Source organism: Methylobacterium sp. Leaf361 (genome assembly GCF_001424445.1).
Taxonomy (GTDB): Bacteria; Pseudomonadota; Alphaproteobacteria; order Rhizobiales; family Beijerinckiaceae; genus Methylobacterium.
This window is the reverse complement of the sequence record NZ_LMPY01000089.1, coordinates 134,554-155,169: the sequence shown is the minus strand read 5'-3', so window position 1 is coordinate 155,169 and position 20,616 is coordinate 134,554. Positions and strand designations below refer to the sequence as shown.

16 protein-coding genes and 1 other RNA gene are annotated in these 20,616 nt (G+C 71.6%); 15 read left to right on the top strand and 2 right to left on the bottom strand.

The genetic code is table 11. The features are described from left to right. Positions 1-90 precede the first annotated feature (90 nt). Entirely contained in the window at positions 91-1,218 is a 1,128-nt protein-coding gene (locus ASG32_RS31805) for an acyltransferase (protein ID WP_244492335.1), read from the bottom strand. A gap of 419 nt (positions 1,219-1,637) precedes the next feature. On the opposite strand from ASG32_RS31805, the gene ASG32_RS31800 reads away from it, so the two are divergent. From ASG32_RS31800 to murD, 9 genes are all read left to right on the top strand, one after another. Further along, a complete protein-coding gene (locus tag ASG32_RS31800; protein ID WP_056534063.1) occupies positions 1,638-2,078 on the top strand; it encodes a VOC family protein in 441 nt (146 codons plus the stop codon). 51 nt (positions 2,079-2,129) lie between these two features. After that, positions 2,130-2,528, top strand: an RNA gene (rnpB, locus tag ASG32_RS31925) — RNase P RNA component class A. A gap of 427 nt (positions 2,529-2,955) precedes the next feature. Beyond that, positions 2,956-4,020 (top strand): 16S rRNA (cytosine(1402)-N(4))-methyltransferase RsmH, encoded by a 1,065-nt coding sequence (rsmH, locus tag ASG32_RS31795; protein ID WP_056534060.1) that lies wholly within the window; start codon positions 2,956-2,958, stop codon positions 4,018-4,020. After that, entirely contained in the window at positions 4,017-4,430 is a 414-nt protein-coding gene (locus ASG32_RS31790; protein WP_056534058.1) for a hypothetical protein, read from the top strand. Before rsmH ends, ASG32_RS31790 begins: the two co-directional genes overlap by 4 nt. A 6-nt stretch (positions 4,431-4,436) precedes the next feature. Then, positions 4,437-6,329, top strand: coding sequence for a penicillin-binding protein 2 (locus tag ASG32_RS31785; RefSeq protein WP_056534056.1), 1,893 nt, complete (start codon positions 4,437-4,439; stop codon positions 6,327-6,329). A gap of 24 nt (positions 6,330-6,353) precedes the next feature. Then, the gene (locus ASG32_RS31780; RefSeq protein WP_056534053.1) at positions 6,354-7,811 is read left to right on the top strand and encodes a UDP-N-acetylmuramoyl-L-alanyl-D-glutamate--2,6-diaminopimelate ligase; all 1,458 of its coding nucleotides are present in this window, start codon (positions 6,354-6,356) and stop codon (positions 7,809-7,811) included. Positions 7,812-7,830: 19 nt separating this feature from the next. After that, positions 7,831-9,279 carry a UDP-N-acetylmuramoylalanyl-D-glutamyl-2,6-diaminopimelate--D-alanyl-D-alanine ligase gene (locus tag ASG32_RS31775; protein ID WP_056534051.1) on the top strand — a complete coding sequence of 483 codons (1,449 nt, stop codon included), beginning with the start codon at positions 7,831-7,833 and terminating at the stop codon, positions 9,277-9,279. A 68-nt stretch (positions 9,280-9,347) separates the two neighbouring features. Further along, on the top strand, positions 9,348-10,433 hold the full coding sequence (mraY, locus tag ASG32_RS31770) for a phospho-N-acetylmuramoyl-pentapeptide-transferase (protein WP_020094123.1): 1,086 nt from the start codon (positions 9,348-9,350) through the stop codon (positions 10,431-10,433). A 205-nt stretch (positions 10,434-10,638) separates the two neighbouring features. After that, positions 10,639-12,003, top strand: coding sequence for a UDP-N-acetylmuramoyl-L-alanine--D-glutamate ligase (gene murD / locus ASG32_RS31765; RefSeq protein WP_056534154.1), 1,365 nt, complete (start codon positions 10,639-10,641; stop codon positions 12,001-12,003). A gap of 28 nt (positions 12,004-12,031) precedes the next feature. On the opposite strand, the gene ASG32_RS31760 is transcribed toward murD, so the two are convergent. After that, a complete protein-coding gene (locus tag ASG32_RS31760; protein WP_020094125.1) occupies positions 12,032-13,507 on the bottom strand; it encodes a PAS domain-containing methyl-accepting chemotaxis protein in 1,476 nt (491 codons plus the stop codon). A 305-nt stretch (positions 13,508-13,812) separates the two neighbouring features. On the opposite strand from ASG32_RS31760, the gene ASG32_RS31755 reads away from it, so the two are divergent. From ASG32_RS31755 to ASG32_RS31730, 6 genes are all read left to right on the top strand, one after another. After that, entirely contained in the window at positions 13,813-14,979 is a 1,167-nt protein-coding gene (locus ASG32_RS31755) for a putative peptidoglycan glycosyltransferase FtsW (protein WP_056534049.1), read from the top strand. Beyond that, complete coding sequence (gene murG, locus ASG32_RS31750; protein WP_056534047.1) at positions 14,976-16,085, top strand: undecaprenyldiphospho-muramoylpentapeptide beta-N-acetylglucosaminyltransferase; 1,110 nt, start codon at positions 14,976-14,978, stop codon at positions 16,083-16,085. The genes ASG32_RS31755 and murG overlap by 4 nt, the downstream gene beginning before the upstream one ends. A 50-nt stretch (positions 16,086-16,135) precedes the next feature. Next, positions 16,136-17,542: a UDP-N-acetylmuramate--L-alanine ligase gene (gene murC / locus ASG32_RS31745; protein ID WP_024830018.1), complete on the top strand. Its 1,407-nt coding sequence runs from the start codon at positions 16,136-16,138 to the stop codon at positions 17,540-17,542. Between the two features lie 199 nt (positions 17,543-17,741). Further along, positions 17,742-18,668 (top strand): UDP-N-acetylmuramate dehydrogenase, encoded by a 927-nt coding sequence (gene murB / locus ASG32_RS31740; protein ID WP_056534045.1) that lies wholly within the window; start codon positions 17,742-17,744, stop codon positions 18,666-18,668. A 67-nt stretch (positions 18,669-18,735) separates the two neighbouring features. Beyond that, positions 18,736-19,659 carry a D-alanine--D-alanine ligase gene (locus tag ASG32_RS31735; RefSeq protein ID WP_020094130.1) on the top strand — a complete coding sequence of 308 codons (924 nt, stop codon included), beginning with the start codon at positions 18,736-18,738 and terminating at the stop codon, positions 19,657-19,659. Continuing rightward, positions 19,626-20,579 carry a cell division protein FtsQ/DivIB gene (locus ASG32_RS31730; RefSeq protein ID WP_056534043.1) on the top strand — a complete coding sequence of 318 codons (954 nt, stop codon included), beginning with the start codon at positions 19,626-19,628 and terminating at the stop codon, positions 20,577-20,579. The genes ASG32_RS31735 and ASG32_RS31730 overlap by 34 nt, the downstream gene beginning before the upstream one ends. Positions 20,580-20,616 lie beyond the last annotated feature (37 nt).

The following is a 20,616-nucleotide window of genomic DNA, read 5'->3' as shown; positions in this document are numbered from 1 at the left end:
TGCGGGGCGGGCCCGTTCTGGTCCCTCGGAGCGCGCGGCGCAACGATCGGAGCCGTCGAAACGGCCGGCGTGGCGCGGTCCTCGCCCGGCTCAGAGCCCCGGGGCGGGGCGGCCCTCCGCGCGGAGCGGCCGCTCGAGGCCGACCCTGTCGAGCGTGGCGGACAGGCGGGCGCGGACGAACGGCTCGGCCCAGCGCATCACGGCGTAGCTCAGCAGGAGCATGGCGCAGCACGCGGCCACGAGCGCCGCGTAGGGCGGAACCCCGCCGCCGCCGAGGCGGTGGATCAGGGCGGCACCGTTGACGTTGTGCAGGAGGTAGAGCGGGTAGGTCATCAGTCCGATCCGTCGGGCCAGCGCGCAGCCCCGCTCGCCGAGCCGCACGCGGAGCCACGCGTTGCCGCGCACGCTGGCCACGATCATCAGGACGCAGCCCGCGAAGACGAGGCGCGGGAGGAGCGGATCCTCGCTGCGGCCCATCTGGAACAGGAACGACCCGGCCGCGTCACCGATCTCGACGAGCGCCCCGACGGCGCAGACGGCGATCACGCAGAGCCGACCGGCCGTCGGCCCCTTGACGAGCGACAACCACAGGAAGACGCCGAGCGCGAAGAAGCAGCCGTGGCGCAGGAGCGTCAGCTCGGCCACGCGGTTCGCCGCCAGGGCGGGGAGGTTCGGCGCGGCCAAGGTCGCGACCCAGAAGAGGGTGCTCACACCGCCGACCACGGCGCAGACCGGGCCGATGCTCCGGAATCGCCCGAGCCGCAGCAGCGCGAAGACGAGTGCGTAGAAGGCGATCTCCACGCCGAGGGTCCAGTAGACGCCGTCCAGCCACGGCTCGACCGGAACGAACAGGACGCAGTCGAGATAGGCCCGCAGCACGTGCCGACCGGACCCCATGCGGCCGATGGCGAGCGAGACCAGGGCGGTGAGCGTGGCGCAGATCCAGACCGCCGGCACGAGGCGCAGGATGCGGCTGCGCAGGAAGGCGCGCGCGGTCGCGTGCTCGGCCGAGTAGGCGATCACGAAGCCCGAGATGACGAAGAACAACTCGACCCCGATCCATCCGAACCACGTCCAGGCGAACAGGCCGGGGTAAGCTGCGGCGGAGTCGAAGGCGCGCCCGGCCGTCGAGAGCGGCGCCTGCCACGCGTAGGCGCCGAGATGAAAGACCATGACCAGCATTGCGGCTAGGAAGCGTGCCGCATCGAGACCGATCATCTGTGCATCATGCCTGCCGCCCTCGGATCCCTGCGTCCTCATCACGGCCCCCGACGTTCGAAACCGCTCTCATCATCCCACCGAGTAAGACGAATCCGTCGCAGCCGGGCTACATCTTGCTGGGTAAGACGCGCCCATACTTTCGGCCGAAGGGTCTCTCTTCCGGCGGATCGGGAGTTCGCGGCGGGGCCGACGGGACGCACGCGGCGCAAGGCCCGCCGCCGGGCCGAGGATGCCGGGGGCTGCCGAAACGCCCGCCCGGTCGGCTCGACGGGGCCCGACCGCGCGAACGCCCGGGCCCGATTGTCCCAAGTCTGTATCGGACGGCCTTCTCACCGCCGGAGCGGCCGCTAGCTAGCGGGGCGAGTCAGCCGGAGCGGGCCGGTGGCCCGTCTTCGAAGAGGACAGGACAGGATCCGATGGAATTTCTGCACACTATGGTCCGGGTCGCCGACCTCGACCGGGCACTCGCCTTCTACGTCGACACGTTCGGCCTGAAGGAGGTGCGCCGCGTCGAGAACGAGAAGGGCCGCTTCACCCTCGTCTTCCTCGCCGCGCCCGGCGATGTTGAGCGGGCCTCGGCGACCAAGTCGCCCCTGATCGAGCTCACCTACAACTGGGATCCGGAAACCTACTCGGGCGGGCGCAATTTCGGCCATCTCGCCTATCAGGTCGACGACATCTACGGCTTCTGCGCCAAGTTGCAGGAGAAGGGCGTCACCATCAACCGGCCGCCGCGCGACGGCTACATGGCCTTCGTGAAGTCGCCGGACGGCATCTCCATCGAGATCCTCCAGAAGGGCGGCGCCAAGGAGCCGCAGGAGCCGTGGAAGTCGATGGAGAACACCGGCACCTGGTAGCGGGCCCGCGCCCTTGACCCGGACGGCCCCGCGGGCGCATCTGCCCGCGGATCAGCCGGCCGGGCAGCCGCTCCGGACGCGCGAGCGTTCGGGGAGGAAAGTCCGGGCTCCATGGAGAGACGGTGCCGGATAACCTCCGGCGGGGGCGACCCCAGGGACAGTGCCACAGAGAGCAGACCGCCCCGGATCCGTCCGGGGTCAGGGTGAAAGGGTGCGGTAAGAGCGCACCGCGGACGCGGCAACGCGGACGGCACGGCAAACCCCACCGGGAGCAAGACCGAATAGGGGCGGCGCGCCCTTCGCGAGAAGGGCAGGCCCGCTCTCCAGGCCAGTCGCCCGGGTTGGTTGCTCGAGGCGATCGGCGACGATCGTCCCAGAGGAATGGCTGCCACGCCGGCGCGCGCGAGCGCTCCGGCCCTACAGAACCCGGCTTACAGGCCGGCTGATCCACTTCCCGATAAGACTTGCACCTGCAAGGCTTTATCGCCCCGCCGGCGTTCCCGCGCGGACGGCCGGCGCGCCGAAGATTCCGCGGCGGTAAAAACCTTCGGTTAACCTTGCCGGGTTCAGATCGGTCCGCGCGGCAGTGCCAAGCTTGTGCGTTGACGATCCTCCGAGGCCCATGATACCCGGCATCCTCCCGTCAACGGCGTGTATCGGATCGCCGGGCGCACCCTGCCATCGCGCAGGTCCCGTCCGTGCGCGGCGTCTTGCGCGCTCCGCATCCGGTGCCGTTCCCGTCACGCGCGCCGCGCTCGCGCGGCCCGGCACAGGGCACCATGAGACGCACGAGCCGCATCCGCGCCCGGGTTTCCGGGACGCGCCGACAATCCGCCCATCCGCGCGTGCCACGGCCCGCCGCCGAGTGGAGGCGGCCATGAGCCGGCGCCGCCCCTCTCCCGAGAGTCCGCCCCGCCACGACGGCGCCGAGGCGCCGTCCGAGCCGCACGTCCCCGTCCTCCTCGCGGAAGTCGTCGACGCGCTCGGCACCGCGGGCGGGATCGCGGTCGACGGCACGTTCGGTGCCGGCGGCTACACCCGCGCGCTCCTCGCGGCGGATCCGGCCCTGCAGGTCGTCGCGATCGATCGTGATCCCACGGCCATCGCGGGCGGACAGGCGCTCGTCGCGGAGTCCGGCGGGCGCCTGCGCCTCCTCTCCGGCCGCTTCGGCGACCTCGACAGCCTCCTCGCGGAGGCCGGCATCGCGCAGGTCGACCGGGTCGTCCTCGATATCGGCGTCTCGTCGATGCAGCTCGACGCGCCGGAGCGGGGCTTCTCGTTCCGCAGCGACGGCCCCCTCGACATGCGCATGGCCTGCGACGGGCCGAGCGCCGCCGACCTCGTGAACGAGGCCGACGAGACCGTTCTGGCCGACATCATCTACCATTTCGGCGAGGAGCGGCGCTCGCGCGCGGTCGCCCGGACCATCCTCGAGGCGCGCCGCCGCGGGCGGATCGAGACCACCGCGCAGCTGGCCGAACTCGTCGCCGGCGTGGTCCGGACCGAGCCCGGCAGCCACATCCACCCGGCGACGCGGACCTTCCAGGGCCTGCGGATCGCCGTGAACGATGAGCTCGGCGAGTTGGTCCGTGCCCTGCACGCGGCCGAGCGCGTGCTCAGGCCCGGCGGCCGGCTCGCCGTCGTGACGTTCCACTCGCTCGAGGACCGCATCGTCAAGCAGTTCTTCGCGGCACGCAGCGGCCGCTCCGCGCAGGGCTCCCGCCATCTGCCCGGGGGCCCGGTCGAGACCGTCCGCAGCTTCCGTCCCGTCACGAAGGGCCCGGTCCTGCCGGGCGAGGCCGAGACCGCCCGCAACCCGCGCGCGCGCTCGGCCAAGCTCCGGGCCGCGGAGCGCACCGAATCCGACGTTCCCGAGCCGCTGGCCGCGCTGACCGCGCTGGCGAGCCTGCCCGACGCGGCCCGCGGAGGCCATCGCCGATGATCCGCCTCCTGAACCTGCTGGCGGTGGCCGGCCTCGTCGCCTCGGCGATCTACGCCTACTCGATCAAGTACGACACGCTCTACCAGGGCGGTCAGGTCTCGAAGCTCCAGACCGCCCTGCACAAGGAGCGGCAGGCGATCGCCGTGCTGCGCGCCGAGTGGCAGCTCCTGACGCGGCCCGACCGGCTCCAGGCGGCCGTCGACAAGCATCTCGCCCTGGAGCCGATCGGCACCAGCCACCTGGCGCGCCTCTCGGATCTGCCCGCCCGGCCGGAGCGCGGCGACGAGATCGGCCGTCTGCTCGCCGCCACGGCGACGCCCAAGGACAAGGGCGCGATCGAGCCGCGCACGACCGGCTCGATCACCCGCATCGTCACTACGACCCGCACCCCGACGACGGCTTCGAGGTAAACCCCCGTGTCCGATCACGCCGACGAGACCCTAGACCCGGCGGTCGAACCCGCCGTGTCGGACCACGAGGCGGCGCTGCTCGAAGCCGCCGCGCTGGCGCATGCCGCCGGCGCGCCGCGCCCCTTGGAGGAGGAGGCGCGCGAGCCCGAGCCGCGCGCCGACCGCGCCAAGGCGCTCCTGCGCAGCATGTTCCGGCTGGCGATCGAGCGCTCCCACCTGCGGGTCGCGATGGTCGGGCTGGTCTTCGTCGGCGTGTTCGGGACGATCTCGGCCAAGCTCCTGATGATGGCGATCTTCGGGGAGCCGCCCAGCCAGGAACACCGGGTCGCGGCCGCGTCCTCGACCGCCTTCCGGCCCGACATCATCGACCGCAACGGCGAGATCCTGGCCACCGACATCCGCACGGTCTCGGTCTTCGCCGAGCCGGGCAACATCTACGACAAGGACGAGGCGGTCGAGCTGCTCACCGCCGTCCTGCCGGAACTCGACGCCTCCGAGCTGCGCGCCAAGCTGACGCAGCGCAAGGACAAGAAGGGCGCGGGCTTCGTCTGGGTGAAGCGCGAGCTGACCCCGAAGCAGCAGGCCGAGGTCCACCGGCTCGGCATCCCCGGCATCGGCTTCCTGCCCGACCACAAGCGGGTCTACCCGAACGGCGTCGCGGCAGCCCATATCCTGGGCGCGACGAACCTCGACGGCATCGGCATCGCCGGCATGGAGAAGTACATCGACTCCACCGGGCTGCAGGCCCTCAACAGCTTCGGGCTGATCAACAAGCAGGCCGACCTGAAGCCGGTGCAGCTCTCGCTCGACCTGCGCGCGCAGTTCGCCGTGCGCGACGAGCTGGCCTGGGGCATCGACCACTTCAAGGCCAAGGCCGGCGCCTCGATGATCCTCGACGTGAAGACCGGCGAGGTCATCGCGCTCGTCTCCATGCCGGATTTCGACCCGAACGACCCCAAGGACGCGCTCTCGCCCGACCGCATCAACCGGATGAATGTCGGCGTCTACGAGATGGGCTCGACCTTCAAGGCGATGACGCTCGCCATGGCGCTCGATTCCGGCAAGTACAACGTCAACTCGACCTTCGACACCCGGGGCGGCGTGCTGAACTGGGGCCGGCAGAAGATCCACGAGTACCACGGCACGAACCGCGTCATCACCATGCCGGAGGTGTTCACCCACTCCTCCAACATCGGCTCCGCCAAGATGGCGCTCGGCGTCGGCGTGCCCGGCCACAAGGCCTTCCTGAAGAAGATGGGCCTGCTCGACCGGCTGCGCACCGAGCTGCCGGAGAGCGCGGCGCCGATCGTCCCGTCCCGCTGGACCGAGATCAACACCATCACCATCGCGTTCGGCCACGGCATCGCGGTGGCGCCGATCCAGGCCGCGGCCGCGGTGGCGGCCATCGCCAACGGCGGCGACCTGATGACGCCCACGTTCCTCAAGACGACACCGGAGGCGGCGCGGGCGCGGGCCACGCACGTCCTCTCGGGCCAGACCTCCGAGGCGATGCGCTACATCATGCGGCTCAACGCGGCCGAGGGCTCGGCCAAGAAGGCGGCGGTCCCGTACTACTTCGTGGGCGGCAAGACCGGCACCGCCGAGAAGGTTATCGGCGGCCGCTACATCCACAACCGCCTGTTCACGACCTTCATGGCGGCGGCGCCGATGAACGATCCGAAGTACCTGTTCGTCACGATCATGGACGAGCCGCAGGGCCTGCCGGAATCGGGCGGCTACGCCACGGCGGCCTGGAATTCCGGCGTGGTCACCGGCAAGGTGATCGAGCGCGTCGCGCCGATCCTCGGCCTGCCGCCGCAATTCGAGCCGCCGGTGAGGCCGTTCCCGCAGATGGTCAAGCTCAACGCCTACCACGTCAACCAGCTGGGCGGCCCGTGAGATCGGATCGATGAGGGTGCAGCGATGAGCGCGCGGCTCGCCGACCTCTTCCCCGAGGCTGCTGGCCCCGCCGCGGACCTGACCGTCTCGGACCTCACGGCCGACAGCCGGCAGGTCGCGACCGGCACGGTGTTCGTCGCCGTTCCCGGCACGAAGGCCGACGGCCGACGTTTCGCCGCGCAGGCCGCGCAGCGCGGCGCCGCCGCGGTCGCGGGGGAGGGGACTCGTCCCGCCGACCTGCCCGACGCGGTCGCCTGGATCCCGGTCGCCGACGCGCGCCGGTCGCTCGCCCTCGCGGCGGCCCGCCTCGCGGGCCCGCAGCCCGAGACCGTGGTGGCGGTCACCGGCACCGCCGGGAAGAGCTCGGTGGCCGACTTCGTCCGCCAGATCCTGGCGCGCCTCGGCCGCGACTCCGCGAGCCTCGGCACCGTCGGCATCGTCACCAATCGCGGCGCGCAGTACGGCTCCCTCACGACCCCGGACCCCGTGACGCTGCACCGGACGCTGGCGCAACTCGCCGCGGACGGCGTCACCGATCTCGCCATGGAGGCGTCCTCCCACGGGATCGAGCAGCGCCGGCTCGACGGCGTGCGCCTCGACGCGGCCGGCTTCACCAATCTCGGCCGGGACCATCTCGACTATCACGCGAGCCTCGAGGAGTACCTCGCGGCCAAGCTACGCCTCTTCACGGAGCTACTCCCGCCGGGCGGCCCGGCCATCGTCAACGCCGACGGCGCCTACGCCGAGCGCGTCATCGCCGCCGCCGAGGCCGCCGGCCGGCCGGTCCGCACGGTCGGGCGGGGCGGCCGGGACCTGCGGGTCGAGGCGGTCCGCACGGAGGGGTTCGCACAGGTCGCCCGGATCCTGTTCGCGGGCCGGACCCGGGAGCTGCGCCTGCCGCTCGTCGGCGAGTTCCAGGTCGAGAACGCCCTGGTGGCGGCCGGCCTCGCGCTGGCTACCCCGGCGGGGGCGGCCGATCCCGACGGCGTCCTCGCGGCCCTCGACCATCTCACCGGCGTCCCGGGCCGCATGGAGCGGATCGGCGAGGCGCGGGGCGGCCTCTGCCTCGTCGACTACGCGCACAAGCCCGAGGCCCTGGAGAGCGTGCTCGCCGCGCTTCGCCCCTTCGCGTCGGGCCGGCTGATCGCGGTGTTCGGCTGCGGCGGCGACCGCGACCGGGGCAAGCGGCCGCTGATGGGCGCCATCGCGCAGCGGCTCGCCGACGTCGTCATCGTCACGGACGACAACCCGCGCACCGAGGACGCGGCCGCCATCCGCCGGGCCATCCTGGACGCGGCACCGGGCGCCGAGGAGATCGGCGACCGGTCGGAGGCGATTCACAGCGCCGTCGACCGGCTCGGGCCGGGCGACGTGCTGGTCGTGGCCGGCAAGGGTCATGAAACCGGCCAGATCGTGGGAGATCGCACGCTGCCGTTCTCGGACCACGCGGTCCTGCGCGCCGCGATCGCCGCGGCGGCCTGAGGACGACGGGGGACCGACGATGACCGCACTCTGGACGCGGGAGGAGCTGGAATCCGCGACGGGCGGCCGGTTGGCCGGCGCCGGGCGCGCGATCGGCGGCGCCTCGATCGACACCCGCACGCTCCAGCCCGGCGACCTGTTCTTCGCGATCCGCGGCGACACCCGCGACGGCCACGACTTCGTCCCCGACGCCCTGGGGCGCGGCGCCGGCGCCGCCGTGGTGAGCGCCGCGCGCGCCGAGGCGCTCGCGGTCCACGGCCCCGTCCTGGCGGTGCCCGAGGGGGGCGCCGACCCGGTTCTCACCGCGATGGTGCGCCTCGGTGCCGCCGCCCGGGCCCGGACGCGCGCGCAGGTCGTGGCGGTCACGGGCTCGGTCGGCAAGACCGGGACCAAGGAGGCCCTGCGCCACGTCCTGTCCGAGCAGGGCGAGACCCACGCCTCGGCGGCCTCCTACAACAACCACTGGGGCGTGCCCCTGACCCTGACGCGGATGCCGCGCTCCGCGCGCTACGGCGTGTTCGAGATCGGCATGAACCACGGCGCCGAGATCGTGCCGCTGACCGCGCAGGTCCGGCCGGACATCGCGCTGATCACCACGATCGCGCCCGCCCATATCGAGCATTTCGCCTCGCTGGCCGCGATCGCGGACGCGAAGGGCGAGATCTTCTCCGGGCTCCAGCCCGGCGGCGTCGCCATCCTGAACCGCGACGCCCCGCATTTCGACCGCCTGGCCGCCCACGCCCAGGCCTCCCGGGCGGGCCGGGTGGTGACCTTCGGCGAGCACGCGGATGCCGACGTCCGCGCCCTGAGGATCGTGCTGCGGCCCGACCTGTCGGTGATCGACGCGGTGGTGATGGGCCAGCCCGTCACTTACAAGCTCGGCACCGCCGGCCGGCACGCGGCGCTGAACTCGCTGGGCGTCATGGCGGTGGTCCACAGCCTCGGGGTCGACCTCGCCCGCGCGGCCCTGTCGCTCGGCGGCCTGACGCCGCCGGCGGGACGCGGCGAGCGCACCGCCCTCGAGATCGGCGGCGGCACCGCCTACCTCGTGGACGAGAGCTACAACGCCAATCCCGTCGCCGTCCGCGCGGCGCTGGCGACCCTGGCGGGGATCGAGACCGGGCCCCGCGGCCGCCGGATCGCGGTGCTGGGCGACATGCTCGAGCTCGGCGCCGCCGCGCCCGACCTGCATCGCGGCCTGGCGGAGGCGATCGAGGCGGCCCGGGTCGACCTCGTCTTCACGGCCGGTCCGCTGATGCGCCACCTGTTCGAGGCCCTGCCGGTGAGCCGCCGCGGCGCGGTGGCCGACACCGCGGCCGACCTGCTCGAGCCGCTCGCCCGGACCCTGCGGTCCGGCGACGCCGTCATGGTGAAGGGCTCGAACGGCAGCCGCATGGGCCGGATTGTCGAGGCGCTGAAAGCCCGCTACGCGGTCGATCCGACCCGGCGGACCCAGGCCGTCCCGTGACCGGCACGCCTGCGCGTGCGGCGCCGTCCCCCGAAACCTGAGCCTGAACAAGGGGGCCGAGCGCCCGGATGCTGTACCTTCTCTCGGACCTGAGCAGCAGCTTCACGCCGCTCAACGTGTTCCGCTACATCACCTTCCGCACCGGCGGCGCGCTGTTCACGGCGGGCCTGTTCGTGTTCTGGTTCGGGCCCTGGATCATCTCGCTGCTGCGGATCCGCCAGGGCAAGGGCCAGCCGATCCGCGAGGACGGGCCGCAGACCCATCTGCTGACCAAGCGCGGCACGCCGACCATGGGCGGCCTGATGATCCTGGCCGGCGCCGTCGTGGCGATCCTGCTCTGGGCCAACCCGCGCAACCACTACGTCTGGGTGACGCTGACCGTCACCCTCGGCTTCGGCGCGATCGGCTTCTACGACGATTACCTCAAGGTCACGAAGCAGTCGCACAAGGGCTTCTCGGGCAAGTTCCGCCTCGCCCTCGAGGCGCTGATTGCCATGGCGGCCTGCGTGACCATCGCGGTCTACTCGCCCGCCGCGCTCCAGAACCAGCTCGCGTTCCCGGTGTTCAAGGACGCGCTCCTGAACCTCGGCTGGTTCTACCCGCTGTTCGGCGCCTTCGTGATCGTCGGGGCGGGCAATTCCGTGAACATGACCGACGGCCTCGACGGCCTCGCGATCGTGCCGGTGATGATCGCCTGCGGCACGTTCGGCTTCATCGCCTACCTCGTCGGCAACTCGTTCACCGCCAGCTACCTGCAGGTGAACTACGTCCGCGACACGGGCGAGCTCGCCGTCGTCTGCGGCGCGGTCATCGGCGCCGGGCTCGGCTTCCTCTGGTTCAACGCGCCGCCGGCCCAGATCTTCATGGGCGATACCGGCTCCCTGGCGCTGGGCGGCCTGCTGGGCTCGATCGCGGTGGCGACGAAGCACGAGATCGTCCTGGCGATCGTCGGCGGCCTCTTCGTGCTGGAGATGATGTCGGTGATCATCCAGGTCGCGTCGTTCAAGCTCACGGGCAAGCGCGTCTTCCGCATGGCGCCGATCCACCACCATTTCGAGCAGAAGGGCTGGAAGGAGCCGCAAGTCGTGATCCGGTTCTGGATCATCGCGGTGATCCTGGCGATGGCCGGCCTGGCGACGCTGAAGCTGCGCTGAGAAATCGTGCTAGAGGGGCGACCTGAGAGGTCGATCCGATCCTCGCCCTCGTCCTGAGGCGCGGCCGCGGAGGGGAGCCTCGAAGGAGGCTTCCGGCCGGCCGCGCGATCCCGGGAGCCCGCCTTCGGGGTCGCCGATGCGGGGCGCCCGGGAGGAGGGTCCGCTTCGGGTCGGCCGGGTCCGGTCGCCGCATCCAGAGTTCCGCATGACACCCGTCACCGTCTTCCAGGACAAGACCGTCGCTCTGTTCGGGCTCGGCGGCTCGGGGCTCGCCACGGCGCTGGCGCTGAAGGCCGGTGGCGCGGGCGTGCAGGCCTGGGACGACAATGCCGACAGCCTCGCCCGCGCGCGGGAGGCCGGCATCGAGACGCGGGACCTGCGCGCGGCCGACTGGTCCGCGTTCGCCGCCTTCGTGCTGAGCCCGGGCGTGCCGCTGACCCATCCCGAGCCGCACTGGAGCGTCCGGCTCGCCCGGGGTGCCGGCGTCGAGATCATCGGCGACATCGAGCTGTTCTGCCGGGAGCGGCGGGCGCAGGCGCCGGGGGCGCCGTTCGTGGCGATCACCGGGACCAACGGCAAGTCGACCACTACGGCGCTGATCGCCCACGTGCTCGCGCAGGGGGGCCGCGACGTGCAGATGGGCGGCAACATCGGCACCGCGATCCTGTCGCTGGAGCCGCCGGCCGCCGGCCGCGTCCACGTGATCGAGATGTCGTCGTTCCAGATCGACCTGACGCCGAGCCTCGACCCGAGCGTCGGCGTGCTGATGAACATCACGCCGGACCATCTCGACCGGCACGGCACGATGGAGCAGTACGCGGCCATCAAGGAGCGCCTGATCCAGGGCGCCGACCTCGCGGTGGTCGGCGTCGACGACGCCCCGAGCCGCGCCATCGCGGACCGCCGCGGCGCCGACCTCGTGCGCGTCCACGTGCCCCACGGCGACGTGCTGTGCACCGACGCGCTGACGGTGCGCGACGGGATCGTCCGGGAGCCGGACGGGACGGCCCTCGCCGACACCAACGGGATCGGCTCGCTGCGGGGGGCGCACAACTGGCAGAACGCCGCGGTGGCGGTGGCCGTCGCGCGGGCCCTCGACCTGTCGCCGGAGCAGATCCAGGCTGGCCTGACCTCGTTCCCGGGCCTGCCGCACCGGATGGAGGAGGTCGGGCGGCGCGGCCACGTGCTGTTCGTCAACGATTCCAAGGCGACGAACGCGGATTCTACCGAGAAGGCCCTCACCGCCTTCCGGGACATCCACTGGATCCTCGGCGGCAAGGCCAAGGAGGGCGGGATCTTCCCGCTGGTGCCGTATTTCGAGCGGGTCGCGCACGCCTACCTGATCGGCGCGGCGTCGGACGCCTTCGCGGCGACCCTGGAGGGCGCCGTGCCCTACACGCGCTGCGAGACCCTCGAGAACGCCGTCCCGAAGGCCGCCGAGAACGCCGCCGCCTCGGGCGCACCGGAGCCGGTGGTGCTCCTGTCGCCGGCCTGCGCGTCCTACGACCAGTTCCGGAACTTCGAGATCCGCGGCAACCGCTTCCGCGAGCTGGTGCAGGCGCTGCCCTGAGGCAGCGCCACTTCAGCGCGCCGGAACCTCAGCGCGCCAGAACCTTGGCGGCGTCGCGGGTGGTGTCGACCGCATGCGAGACGTTGGCCACCGACTGGACGATCGCCCCGATGTTGCCGGTGATCTCCGTGACGGCCCCCGCGGCGCTCTGCATGCTCTCGGCCAGATCCCGGGTCACGGCACTCTGCTCCTCGATGGCGGCCGCGGTGGCCACCACGGTCTCGCGCATCACCGAGACCGAGGACCCGATCGAGCTGAGAGCCTGCACGACCTCCTGCGAGACGCGCTGCACGCTGGCGATCTCGCCGTTGATCTGACCGGTGGCGCGCGCCGCCTGGTCGGCCAGCGCCTTAACCTCGGAGGCGACGACCGCGAAGCCGCGGCCCGCCGCGCCCGCGCGGGCGGCCTCGATGGTGGCGTTCAGCGCCAGCAGGTTGATCTGGCCGGCGATGTCCTGGATCAGGCCGACGATGCCGGTCATGGCGGTGGCGGTCTCGGCCAGCCGCTTGGTGTGGCCGTCCGCGTCCTGAACGCAGGCATAGGCGGTGTCGGTGGCGCTCTGGGAGCGCACGATGCTCTGGGACATCTCCGCCACCGAGGCCGCCAGCTCCTCGGCGGCGGCCGCCACGGTCTGGACGTTCCCGGAGGTCGAGTCCGCCGCCGATGAGGCCAGCGAGGCCGCCGTGGTCGAGTGCGTCACCGCCTGCTCGATCTCGCCGAAGTTCTGATCGATCAGGGTCCGCAGGTTGGCGAACAGCCGGACCTGATCGCTGATGTCGGTGGCGAATTTCACCACCTTGTAGGGCCGGCCGGCGGCGTCGAGGATCGGGTTGTAGGAGGCCTGGATCCAGACTTCGCGCCCGTCCTTGCCGATCCGCCGGAACTGGGCCGCCTGATAGGTGCCGTTCCGCAGGGCCGCCCAGAAGGCCCGGTAGGCCTCGCTCTCCCGGTAGGCGGGCTCCACGAACAGGCTGTGATGCTGCCCGAGCACCTCGGCGCGGCTGTAGCCCATCGCGGCGAGGAAATTGTCGTTCACCGCGATCACCGTGCCGTCGAGGTCGAAGGCGATGACCGCCTGCACCTTGTCGATCGCGGCGATCTGCCCGGCGCGGTCGGCCTCCTCGGTGCGCTGCTGCGTGATGTCGGTGGCGAACTTCACCACCTTATAGGGCCGGCCGCGGACGTCGAGCATCGGGTTGTAGGAGGCCTGGATCCAGATCGACCGGCCGCCCCGGCCGACCCGCTGGAACTGGCCCGACTCGAAGGTGCCGGAGCGCAGGCGTTCCCAGAAGGCCCGGTAGTCCGGCGCGTCCCGCTGGGCGGGCTCCATGAACATGCTGTGGTGCTGGCCGACGATCTCCGGCAGCGTGTACCCGACGACGTCGAGGAAATTCCGGTTCGCCGACAGGATCCGCCCCGCCAGGTCGAACTCGATCACGCCCTGAACCCGGTCGAGGGCCGCGAGCTTGGCATGCGCTTCACGGACGTTCAGGGCAGAGAACATGGCGCGTCGGCTTCCGCTGGGCGGATCGGGCGCGGCGCACCGCGACCCGCCGGTTCGATACATCCGAAAGTTGCAATGGGAAGATTAACATAGAGTGTCTTTTTACTAGTATTGCGCCGTCCTAATACAGCATCCCAGGGGCCGCCGGCTGCGTGGCCGGCGCGTCCCGACGCGTCCTGACGTGCCCCGACGCGCCCCGACGCGCCCCGACCTGTCGGTCATAAGGCTCCGTTTACCATTCCTGCCGAGGATCCCGGCCGACCCGCGCGGATCGGCATCCGCGCGGCCTGGAGTCGTTGCCCGGCATGATGTCACGCGCGGAACGCACCCCCCTGACGGACTGGTGGTGGACGGTGGACCGCGGCCTGCTCGCGGCGCTGTTCGCGCTGATGGTCGCGGGCCTCGTCTTCCTGATGGGCGGCGGCCCGCCCGTGGCCGAGCGGATCGGCCTGCCGACCTTCTACTTCCTCAACCGGCAGGCGATGTACCTCGCGCCGACCATCGTGCTGATCTGCGCGGTCTCGTTCCTGTCGCTGCGCGGCATCCGGCGGCTCGCGCTCGTCACGTGGATCCTGGGCGTCATCCTGTGCCTGCTCGCCGGCAAGTTCGGGCCCGAGATCAAGGGCGCGCATCGCTGGATCCAGTTCGGCTCCTTCGGCCTGCAGCCCTCGGAGTTCGTGAAGCCGGCCTTCGTGGTCGTCGCCGCCTGGGCCTTCTCGGAGGGCGCCCAGCGCCGCGACATGCCGGGCGGCATCCTGGCGCTGCTACTGCTGCCGATCACCATCGTGCCGCTGCTGCTCCAGCCCGATTTCGGCCAGACCATGCTGATTACCATGGTGTGGTGCGCGCTGTTCTTCGTGGCCGGCCTCCACCTGATCTGGGTGGCCGTCCTCGGCGTGCTGGGCCTCGGAGGTGTGTTCGCTGCCTACCTGTTCTTCCACCACGTGCGCGAGCGCTTCAACAAGTTCCTCGACCGGGATTCCGGCGGCGGCTTCCAGGATTTCTGGTCGCGCGAATCGTTCCGCTCGGGCGGCTGGTTCGGCACCGGGCCGGGGGAGGGCGTGGCCAAGCGCCACCTGCCGGACGCGCATACCGACTTCATCTTCTCGGTCACCGGCGAGGAGTTCGGCGTGATCGTCTGCCTCTGCCTCGTGGCGCTGTTCGCCTTCATCGTCCTGCGCGGCCTCAAGCTCGCGCGGCGCACCGACGACACCTTCTCGCGGCTGGCGATCACCGGCCTGACCACGCTGTTCGGCCTGCAGGCCTGCATCAACATGGCGGTGAACACTCAGCTGATGCCGGCCAAGGGTATGACGCTGCCGTTCGTCTCCTACGGCGGCTCCTCGCTGATCTCGCTGGCGCTCGGCACCGGCTTCCTCGTCGCCCTGACCCGCAAGCGGCCCCGCACCGTCATGCTCAGCCAGAAGCCCCCCGGCACCGCGCCCGCCACCGTCGCCGGGGTGATGCGGTGACCGTCTTCACGCCCACGATCCTGCTCTGCGCGGGCGGCACCGGCGGCCACCTGTTCCCGGCCGAGAGCCTCGCCCACGCCCTGCGCGCCCGCGGCATCCGGGTGGCGCTCGCCACCGACGCCCGGGTCGATGCCATCGCGTCCGAGTTCCCGGCCTCCGAGGTGGTGACCATCGCCTCGGCGACGCCGTCCGGCCGCTCGCCGCTGAAGCGGGCCGGCGCCGTGCTGACCCTCGGCCGGGGCTTCGGCGTGGCCGCGAAGGAGATCCGCCGGATCAACCCGGCCGCCATCGTGGGCTTCGGCGGCTACCCGACCGTGCCGCCGGTGCTCGCCGGCCAGATCCTGCGCGTGCCGACGATCCTGCACGAGCAGAACGCCGTGATGGGCCGGGCCAACGCCTTCCTGGCGCGGGGCGCCCGCACCATCGCCACCGGCTTCAAGGTCGTGCGCGGCGTGCCCGACAAGGCCAAGGCCCCGCGGATCCACACCGGAAATCCGCTCCGCCCGGCGGTGATCGAGGCGGCCAAGGTCCTGTATCCCGCTTTCGGCGCGGGCGACGCCCTGCGGCTCCTGGTGTTCGGCGGCAGCCAGGGCGCGCGCGTGATGGGCGAGGTCGTGCCGGAGGCGATCGCCCGCCTGCCCGACGCGCTGCGCGCCCGGCTGCACCTCGTCCAGCAGGTCCGCCCCGAGGACCTGACGGCCGTTCAGAACCGCTATCTCGCCATGGGGCTCGCCGGGATCGAGGCGGCGCCGTTCTTCAAGGACCTGCCGGCGCGGATGGCCGCGAGCCACCTCGTGGTCTCGCGCTCGGGTGCTTCCACGGTATCGGAACTCGCGGCGATCGGCCGCCCGGCGATCCTCGTGCCGCTGCCAGGCTCCCTCGACCAGGACCAGGCCGCCAACGCCGCGACCCTCGACGCGATCGGCGCGGCGCTGGCGGTGAAGCAGCCGGATTTCACGCCCGAACGGCTCGCCGCGGAGCTGACCGCCTGCTTCGAGACGCCGGCAAAATTGACCGCGGCGGCCGATGCGGCCAGAAGCGCGGGCATCCACGACGCCGCCGAGCGGCTGGCCGAGGTCGTCGTCGAGACGGCCGCCCGCACCTGATTTCTTGAGGGATTCCGCACCGGCGGTCCCGCCACCAGACGGTTCGACCCATGAAGCTGCCCGACAAGCTCGGCCCCATCCACTTCATCGGCATCGGCGGCATCGGCATGTCCGGCATCGCCGAAGTGATGCACAACCTCGGCTACACGGTGCAGGGCTCGGACGCCTCCGACAACGCCAATGTCCGCCGTCTCGCCGAGAAGGGCATGCGCACCTTCGTGGGCCACGATGCCAAGAACGTCGAGGAGGCCGCCCTCGTCGTCGTCTCGACCGCGATCCGGCGCGACAACCCCGAGTTGCAGGCCGCCCGCGAGCGACGCCTGCCCGTGGTGCGACGGGCCGAGATGCTGGCGGAGCTGATGCGCTTCAAGTCCTGCGTGGCGATCGCCGGCACGCACGGCAAGACCACGACCACGTCGCTCGTCGCCACGCTGCTCGACGCCGGCAACCTCGACCCGACCGTGATCAACGGCGGCATCATCAACGCCTACGGCACCAACGCCCGCATGGGGGCGGGCGAGTGGATGGTGGTGGAGGCCGACGAGTCCGACGGCACCTTCCTGAAGCTGCCGGCCGACGTCGCGATCGTCACCAACATCGATCCCGAGCATCTCGACCATTTCGGCTCGTTCGACGCGATCAAGGACGCGTTCCGGCGCTTCATCGACAACATCCCGTTCTACGGCTTCGCGGTGATGTGCATCGACCACCCGGTGGTGCAGGACCTCGTCGGCCACATCGAGGACCGGCGGATCATCACCTACGGCGAGAACCCGCAGGCCGACGTGCGCCTGATCGACGTGGACCTGCGCGGCGGCCAGAGCCGCTTCCGGGTGATGATCCGCGACCGCCGTCCGGGCTACCGGATGGAGATGGAGGATCTCGTCCTGCCGATGCCCGGCAAGCACAACGCCCTCAACGCCACCGCGGCGCTCGCCGTCGCGCACGAGCTCGGCGTGAAGCCGGACGCGATCCGTCAGGCACTCGCCGGGTTCGGCGGCGTGAAGCGGCGCTTCACCCGCACCGGCGAGTGGAACGGCGCGACGATCTTCGACGATTACGGACACCATCCGGTGGAGATCAAGGCGGTGCTCAAGGCCGCCCGCGCCTCGACCGAGCACGGGGTGATCGCCGTGGTGCAGCCGCACCGCTACACCCGGCTGCAATCGCTGTTCGACGATTTCTGCACCTGCTTCAACGATGCCGACACGGTCATCGTGGCGCCGGTCTACGCGGCCGGCGAGCAGCCGATCGAGGGCTTCGACCGCGACAGCCTCGTGGCCGGCCTGCGCTCCCGCGGTCACCGCGACGCCCGGGCCCTGGAGCGGCCGGAGGAACTCGCGGGTATCATCGCGGACCTCGCCAAGCCCGGCGACTACGTGGTGTGCCTCGGCGCCGGCACGATCACCCAGTGGGCCTACGCCCTGCCGGACGAACTCGCCGCGCGGGGACGGTAGGCGCGGTGCGTCAGCCCGCCCCGGGAGGCCTCTCGGGTCGGCGGCCCCCTCGACCGTCCACTTCGGGCTGCGCTCCGAGGATGAACCCGGCGGTGACTCTCCGGACCCCGGCCTCGCAGCGTCCGCTGCCACCCCGATGCGACGACACCAGGATCGCCGCATCCCTCTCCCCGCGGGCGGGGCGAGGGGAGACACACAGATGACCGCCTCTCTGCACGATCGCATCCGGGCCGCCGCGCCCGACCTCCGCGGGCGCCTGCTCGCCGACCAGCCGCTCGCCGACCTCACCTGGTTCCGGGTCGGCGGACCGGCCGAGGTGCTGTTCACCCCGGCCGACGAGGAGGATCTTGCCCGCCTCCTCGCCGCTCTGGATCCGGACGTGCCGGTCACGGTGATCGGGCTCGGCTCGAACCTGATCGTGCGGGACGGCGGCGTGCCGGGCGTGGTCGTGCGCCTCGGCGGCAAGGCCTTCGGCAGCATCGCGGTCGACGGCGACACCCTGACCGTCGGTACCGCGGTCCCGGACATGCGCCTCGCCAAGGCGGCGGCCGAGGCTGGGCTCGACGGGCTCGCCTTCTACCGCGGCATCCCGGGTTCGATCGGCGGAGCGCTGCGCATGAACGCGGGCGCGCATGGTGGCGAGACCACCGACGTGCTGGTCGAGGCCCGCGGCATCGACCGCGGGGGCGCGCTGCGCACCTTCAGCCACGCCGACATGGGCTTCTCCTACCGGCACTCGGACGCCCCGGAGGACGTGATCTTCACGCGCGCCGTCTTCCGCGGGCGGCCCGGCGACCGGGTCGCCATCGAGGCCGAGATGGAGCGGGTCACCGCCGCCCGCGAGGCCGCGCAGCCGATCCGCGAGCGGACCGGCGGCTCGACCTTCGCCAACCCGGACGGCGGCAAGGCGTGGCAGCTCGTCGACGCCGCCGGCTGCCGCGGATTGAGGCGGGGCGGCGCCCAGGTCAGCGAGATGCACTGCAACTTCCTGATCAATACCGGTACTGCGAGCGCGGCCGATATCGAGGGGCTCGGCGAGGAGGTCCGCCGCCGCGTCCGGGAGACCAGCGGGGTCGCATTGCGCTGGGAGATCCGGCGCATCGGCCGCCCCGCCGGCACGACGTGAGAGCGGTGTTCCGGACGGACCGGTGCGCTCAGATCCTGATTGAAGCCGACCTATTCGAGGTGCCCTGATGTCCAAGCACGTCGCCGTCCTGCTGGGCGGCACCTCCGCCGAGCGCGAGGTCTCCCTCAGTTCCGGCAAGGCCTGCGCCGACGCGCTCGAAGGGGAGGGCTACCGGGTCACCCGGGTCGATGTCGGCCCCGACATCGCCGCGGTGCTGACGGCGCTCCGGCCGGACGTGGCCTTCAACGCGCTCCACGGGCCGGACGGCGAGGACGGCACCATCCAGGGCCTGCTGGAGATCCTCAAGATCCCCTACACCCATTCCGGCGTCCTCGCGTCGGCGCTCGCCATGAACAAGGAGCGGGCCAAGACCGTCATGCGCGCCGCCGGCGTCGACGTGCCCGAGGGCCGGATCGTTAACCGTCGTGAGGCCGCCAGGACACACCCCCTGCCGCCACCCTACGTCGTGAAACCGATCGCGGAAGGCTCATCGGTGGGTGTGATCATCGTGCGCGACGGCCGCTCGCACCCGCCCCAGATCCTCGCCTCCGAGGAGTGGACGTTCGGCGAGCAAGTCCTTGCAGAACCTTACATTGCTGGCCGCGAACTCACCTGCGGCGTGATGGGCGACAAGGCCCTCGGGGTGATCGAGGTGAAGGCCGCCACAGGCGATTGGTACGATTACGACGCCAAGTACGCCCCGGGGGGCTCGGTGCACGTGCTCCCGGCCGAACTTAAACCAAATGTTTACCAGCGTGTCCAAGAACTGTCGTTAACGGCGCATCAAGCACTGGGCTGTCGGGGCGTCAGCCGTGCCGACCTTCGCTACGACGACACACCGGGTGGAACCGGTCTGCTCGTGGTGCTGGAGGTCAACACGCAACCCGGCATGACCCAGACGAGCCTTGTGCCGGAGATGGCGGCCCATGCGGGCCTGAGTTTCGGTGAGCTCGTCCGATGGATGGTGGAGGACGCTTCCCTGAATCGCTGAGCGGCGACGCCGCCGGCCGGAGCGGTCCCGCGCGCCTCGCCTGCGCGATCCTGGGCCGGCTCACCGGCCGCGGCATGTCCCGGTCGCTCTCGGTTCGTCGGGCTCGCCCGAGTCAGCGCCTGAGCGAGCGCCTGCCCCGCGGCGCCGGGATCGTGGCGGTCTCCGTCTCCGCCGCCGCCGTGGCGCTCGCCGGTTTCGTGGCGAGCGGCCGCTACGACGCGTTCGTGGCCGAGCAGGGCCGCCCCCTCGACATCGCCGCGCGCGTCGCCGGCTTCGGCGTCGAGCGCGTCACCATCTCGGGCATCTCCCGCATGTACGAGCGCGAGGTCCTGGCGGCCGCCGGGATCGACTGGCGCTCCTCGGTTCCCTTCCTCGACGTCAACGACGTGCGCGAGCGGCTGCTCCGCGTGCCGCTGATCGCGCAGGCCTCGGTCCGGAAGATCTACCCCAACGAGATCGCCATCACCCAGGTGGAGCGCGAGCCCGCGGCCCTCTGGCAGAAGAACGGCGAGATCAGCGTGATCGCCGCCGACGGCACCGTCATCGACGCCATGCGCGACGACCGCTACGCCAGCCTGCCCCTGGTGGTCGGCGAGGACGCCAACACCAAGCTTCCGGAGTACCTCGCCCTCATCGCCGCCGCGGGGCCGCTCGCCGAGCGGATCAAGGCCGGCACCTACGTGTCCGGCCGGCGCTGGACCCTCAAGTTCGACGGCATCGACGTGCGCCTGCCGGAGGTCGATCCGGCCGCGGCGCTCGCCCGCCTCGTCCGGTTCGAGCGCGAGGCCCACCTGCTCGAGAAGGACGTCATCGCGGTGGACCTGCGCATGCCGGACCGCCTGGTGGTGCGCCTGACCGAGGAGGCCGCCGCCGCCCGCGCGGAAGCCCAGAAGGCGAAGAAGAAGGGCGCGGCCAGCTGATGCCCTTCCTGTCGATCTCCGCCCGTCCCGCATCCCG

What these genes read in the sequence shown, in the direction of transcription:
- ASG32_RS31805 (WP_244492335.1), bottom strand. Translation starts at nt 1,218, where the DNA reads ATGATCGGTCTCGATGCGGCACGCTTCCTAGCCGCAATGCTGGTCATG.
- ASG32_RS31800 (WP_056534063.1), top strand. Translation starts at nt 1,638, where the DNA reads ATGGAATTTCTGCACACTATGGTCCGGGTCGCCGACCTCGACCGGGCA.
- rsmH (WP_056534060.1), top strand. Translation starts at nt 2,956, where the DNA reads ATGAGCCGGCGCCGCCCCTCTCCCGAGAGTCCGCCCCGCCACGACGGC.
- ASG32_RS31790 (WP_056534058.1), top strand. Translation starts at nt 4,017, where the DNA reads ATGATCCGCCTCCTGAACCTGCTGGCGGTGGCCGGCCTCGTCGCCTCG.
- ASG32_RS31780 (WP_056534053.1), top strand. Translation starts at nt 6,354, where the DNA reads ATGAGCGCGCGGCTCGCCGACCTCTTCCCCGAGGCTGCTGGCCCCGCC.
- ASG32_RS31775 (WP_056534051.1), top strand. Translation starts at nt 7,831, where the DNA reads ATGACCGCACTCTGGACGCGGGAGGAGCTGGAATCCGCGACGGGCGGC.
- mraY (WP_020094123.1), top strand. Translation starts at nt 9,348, where the DNA reads ATGCTGTACCTTCTCTCGGACCTGAGCAGCAGCTTCACGCCGCTCAAC.
- murD (WP_056534154.1), top strand. Translation starts at nt 10,639, where the DNA reads ATGACACCCGTCACCGTCTTCCAGGACAAGACCGTCGCTCTGTTCGGG.
- ASG32_RS31760 (WP_020094125.1), bottom strand. Translation starts at nt 13,507, where the DNA reads ATGTTCTCTGCCCTGAACGTCCGTGAAGCGCATGCCAAGCTCGCGGCC.
- ASG32_RS31755 (WP_056534049.1), top strand. Translation starts at nt 13,813, where the DNA reads ATGATGTCACGCGCGGAACGCACCCCCCTGACGGACTGGTGGTGGACG.
- murC (WP_024830018.1), top strand. Translation starts at nt 16,136, where the DNA reads ATGAAGCTGCCCGACAAGCTCGGCCCCATCCACTTCATCGGCATCGGC.
- murB (WP_056534045.1), top strand. Translation starts at nt 17,742, where the DNA reads ATGACCGCCTCTCTGCACGATCGCATCCGGGCCGCCGCGCCCGACCTC.
- ASG32_RS31735 (WP_020094130.1), top strand. Translation starts at nt 18,736, where the DNA reads ATGTCCAAGCACGTCGCCGTCCTGCTGGGCGGCACCTCCGCCGAGCGC.
- ASG32_RS31730 (WP_056534043.1), top strand. Translation starts at nt 19,626, where the DNA reads ATGGATGGTGGAGGACGCTTCCCTGAATCGCTGAGCGGCGACGCCGCC.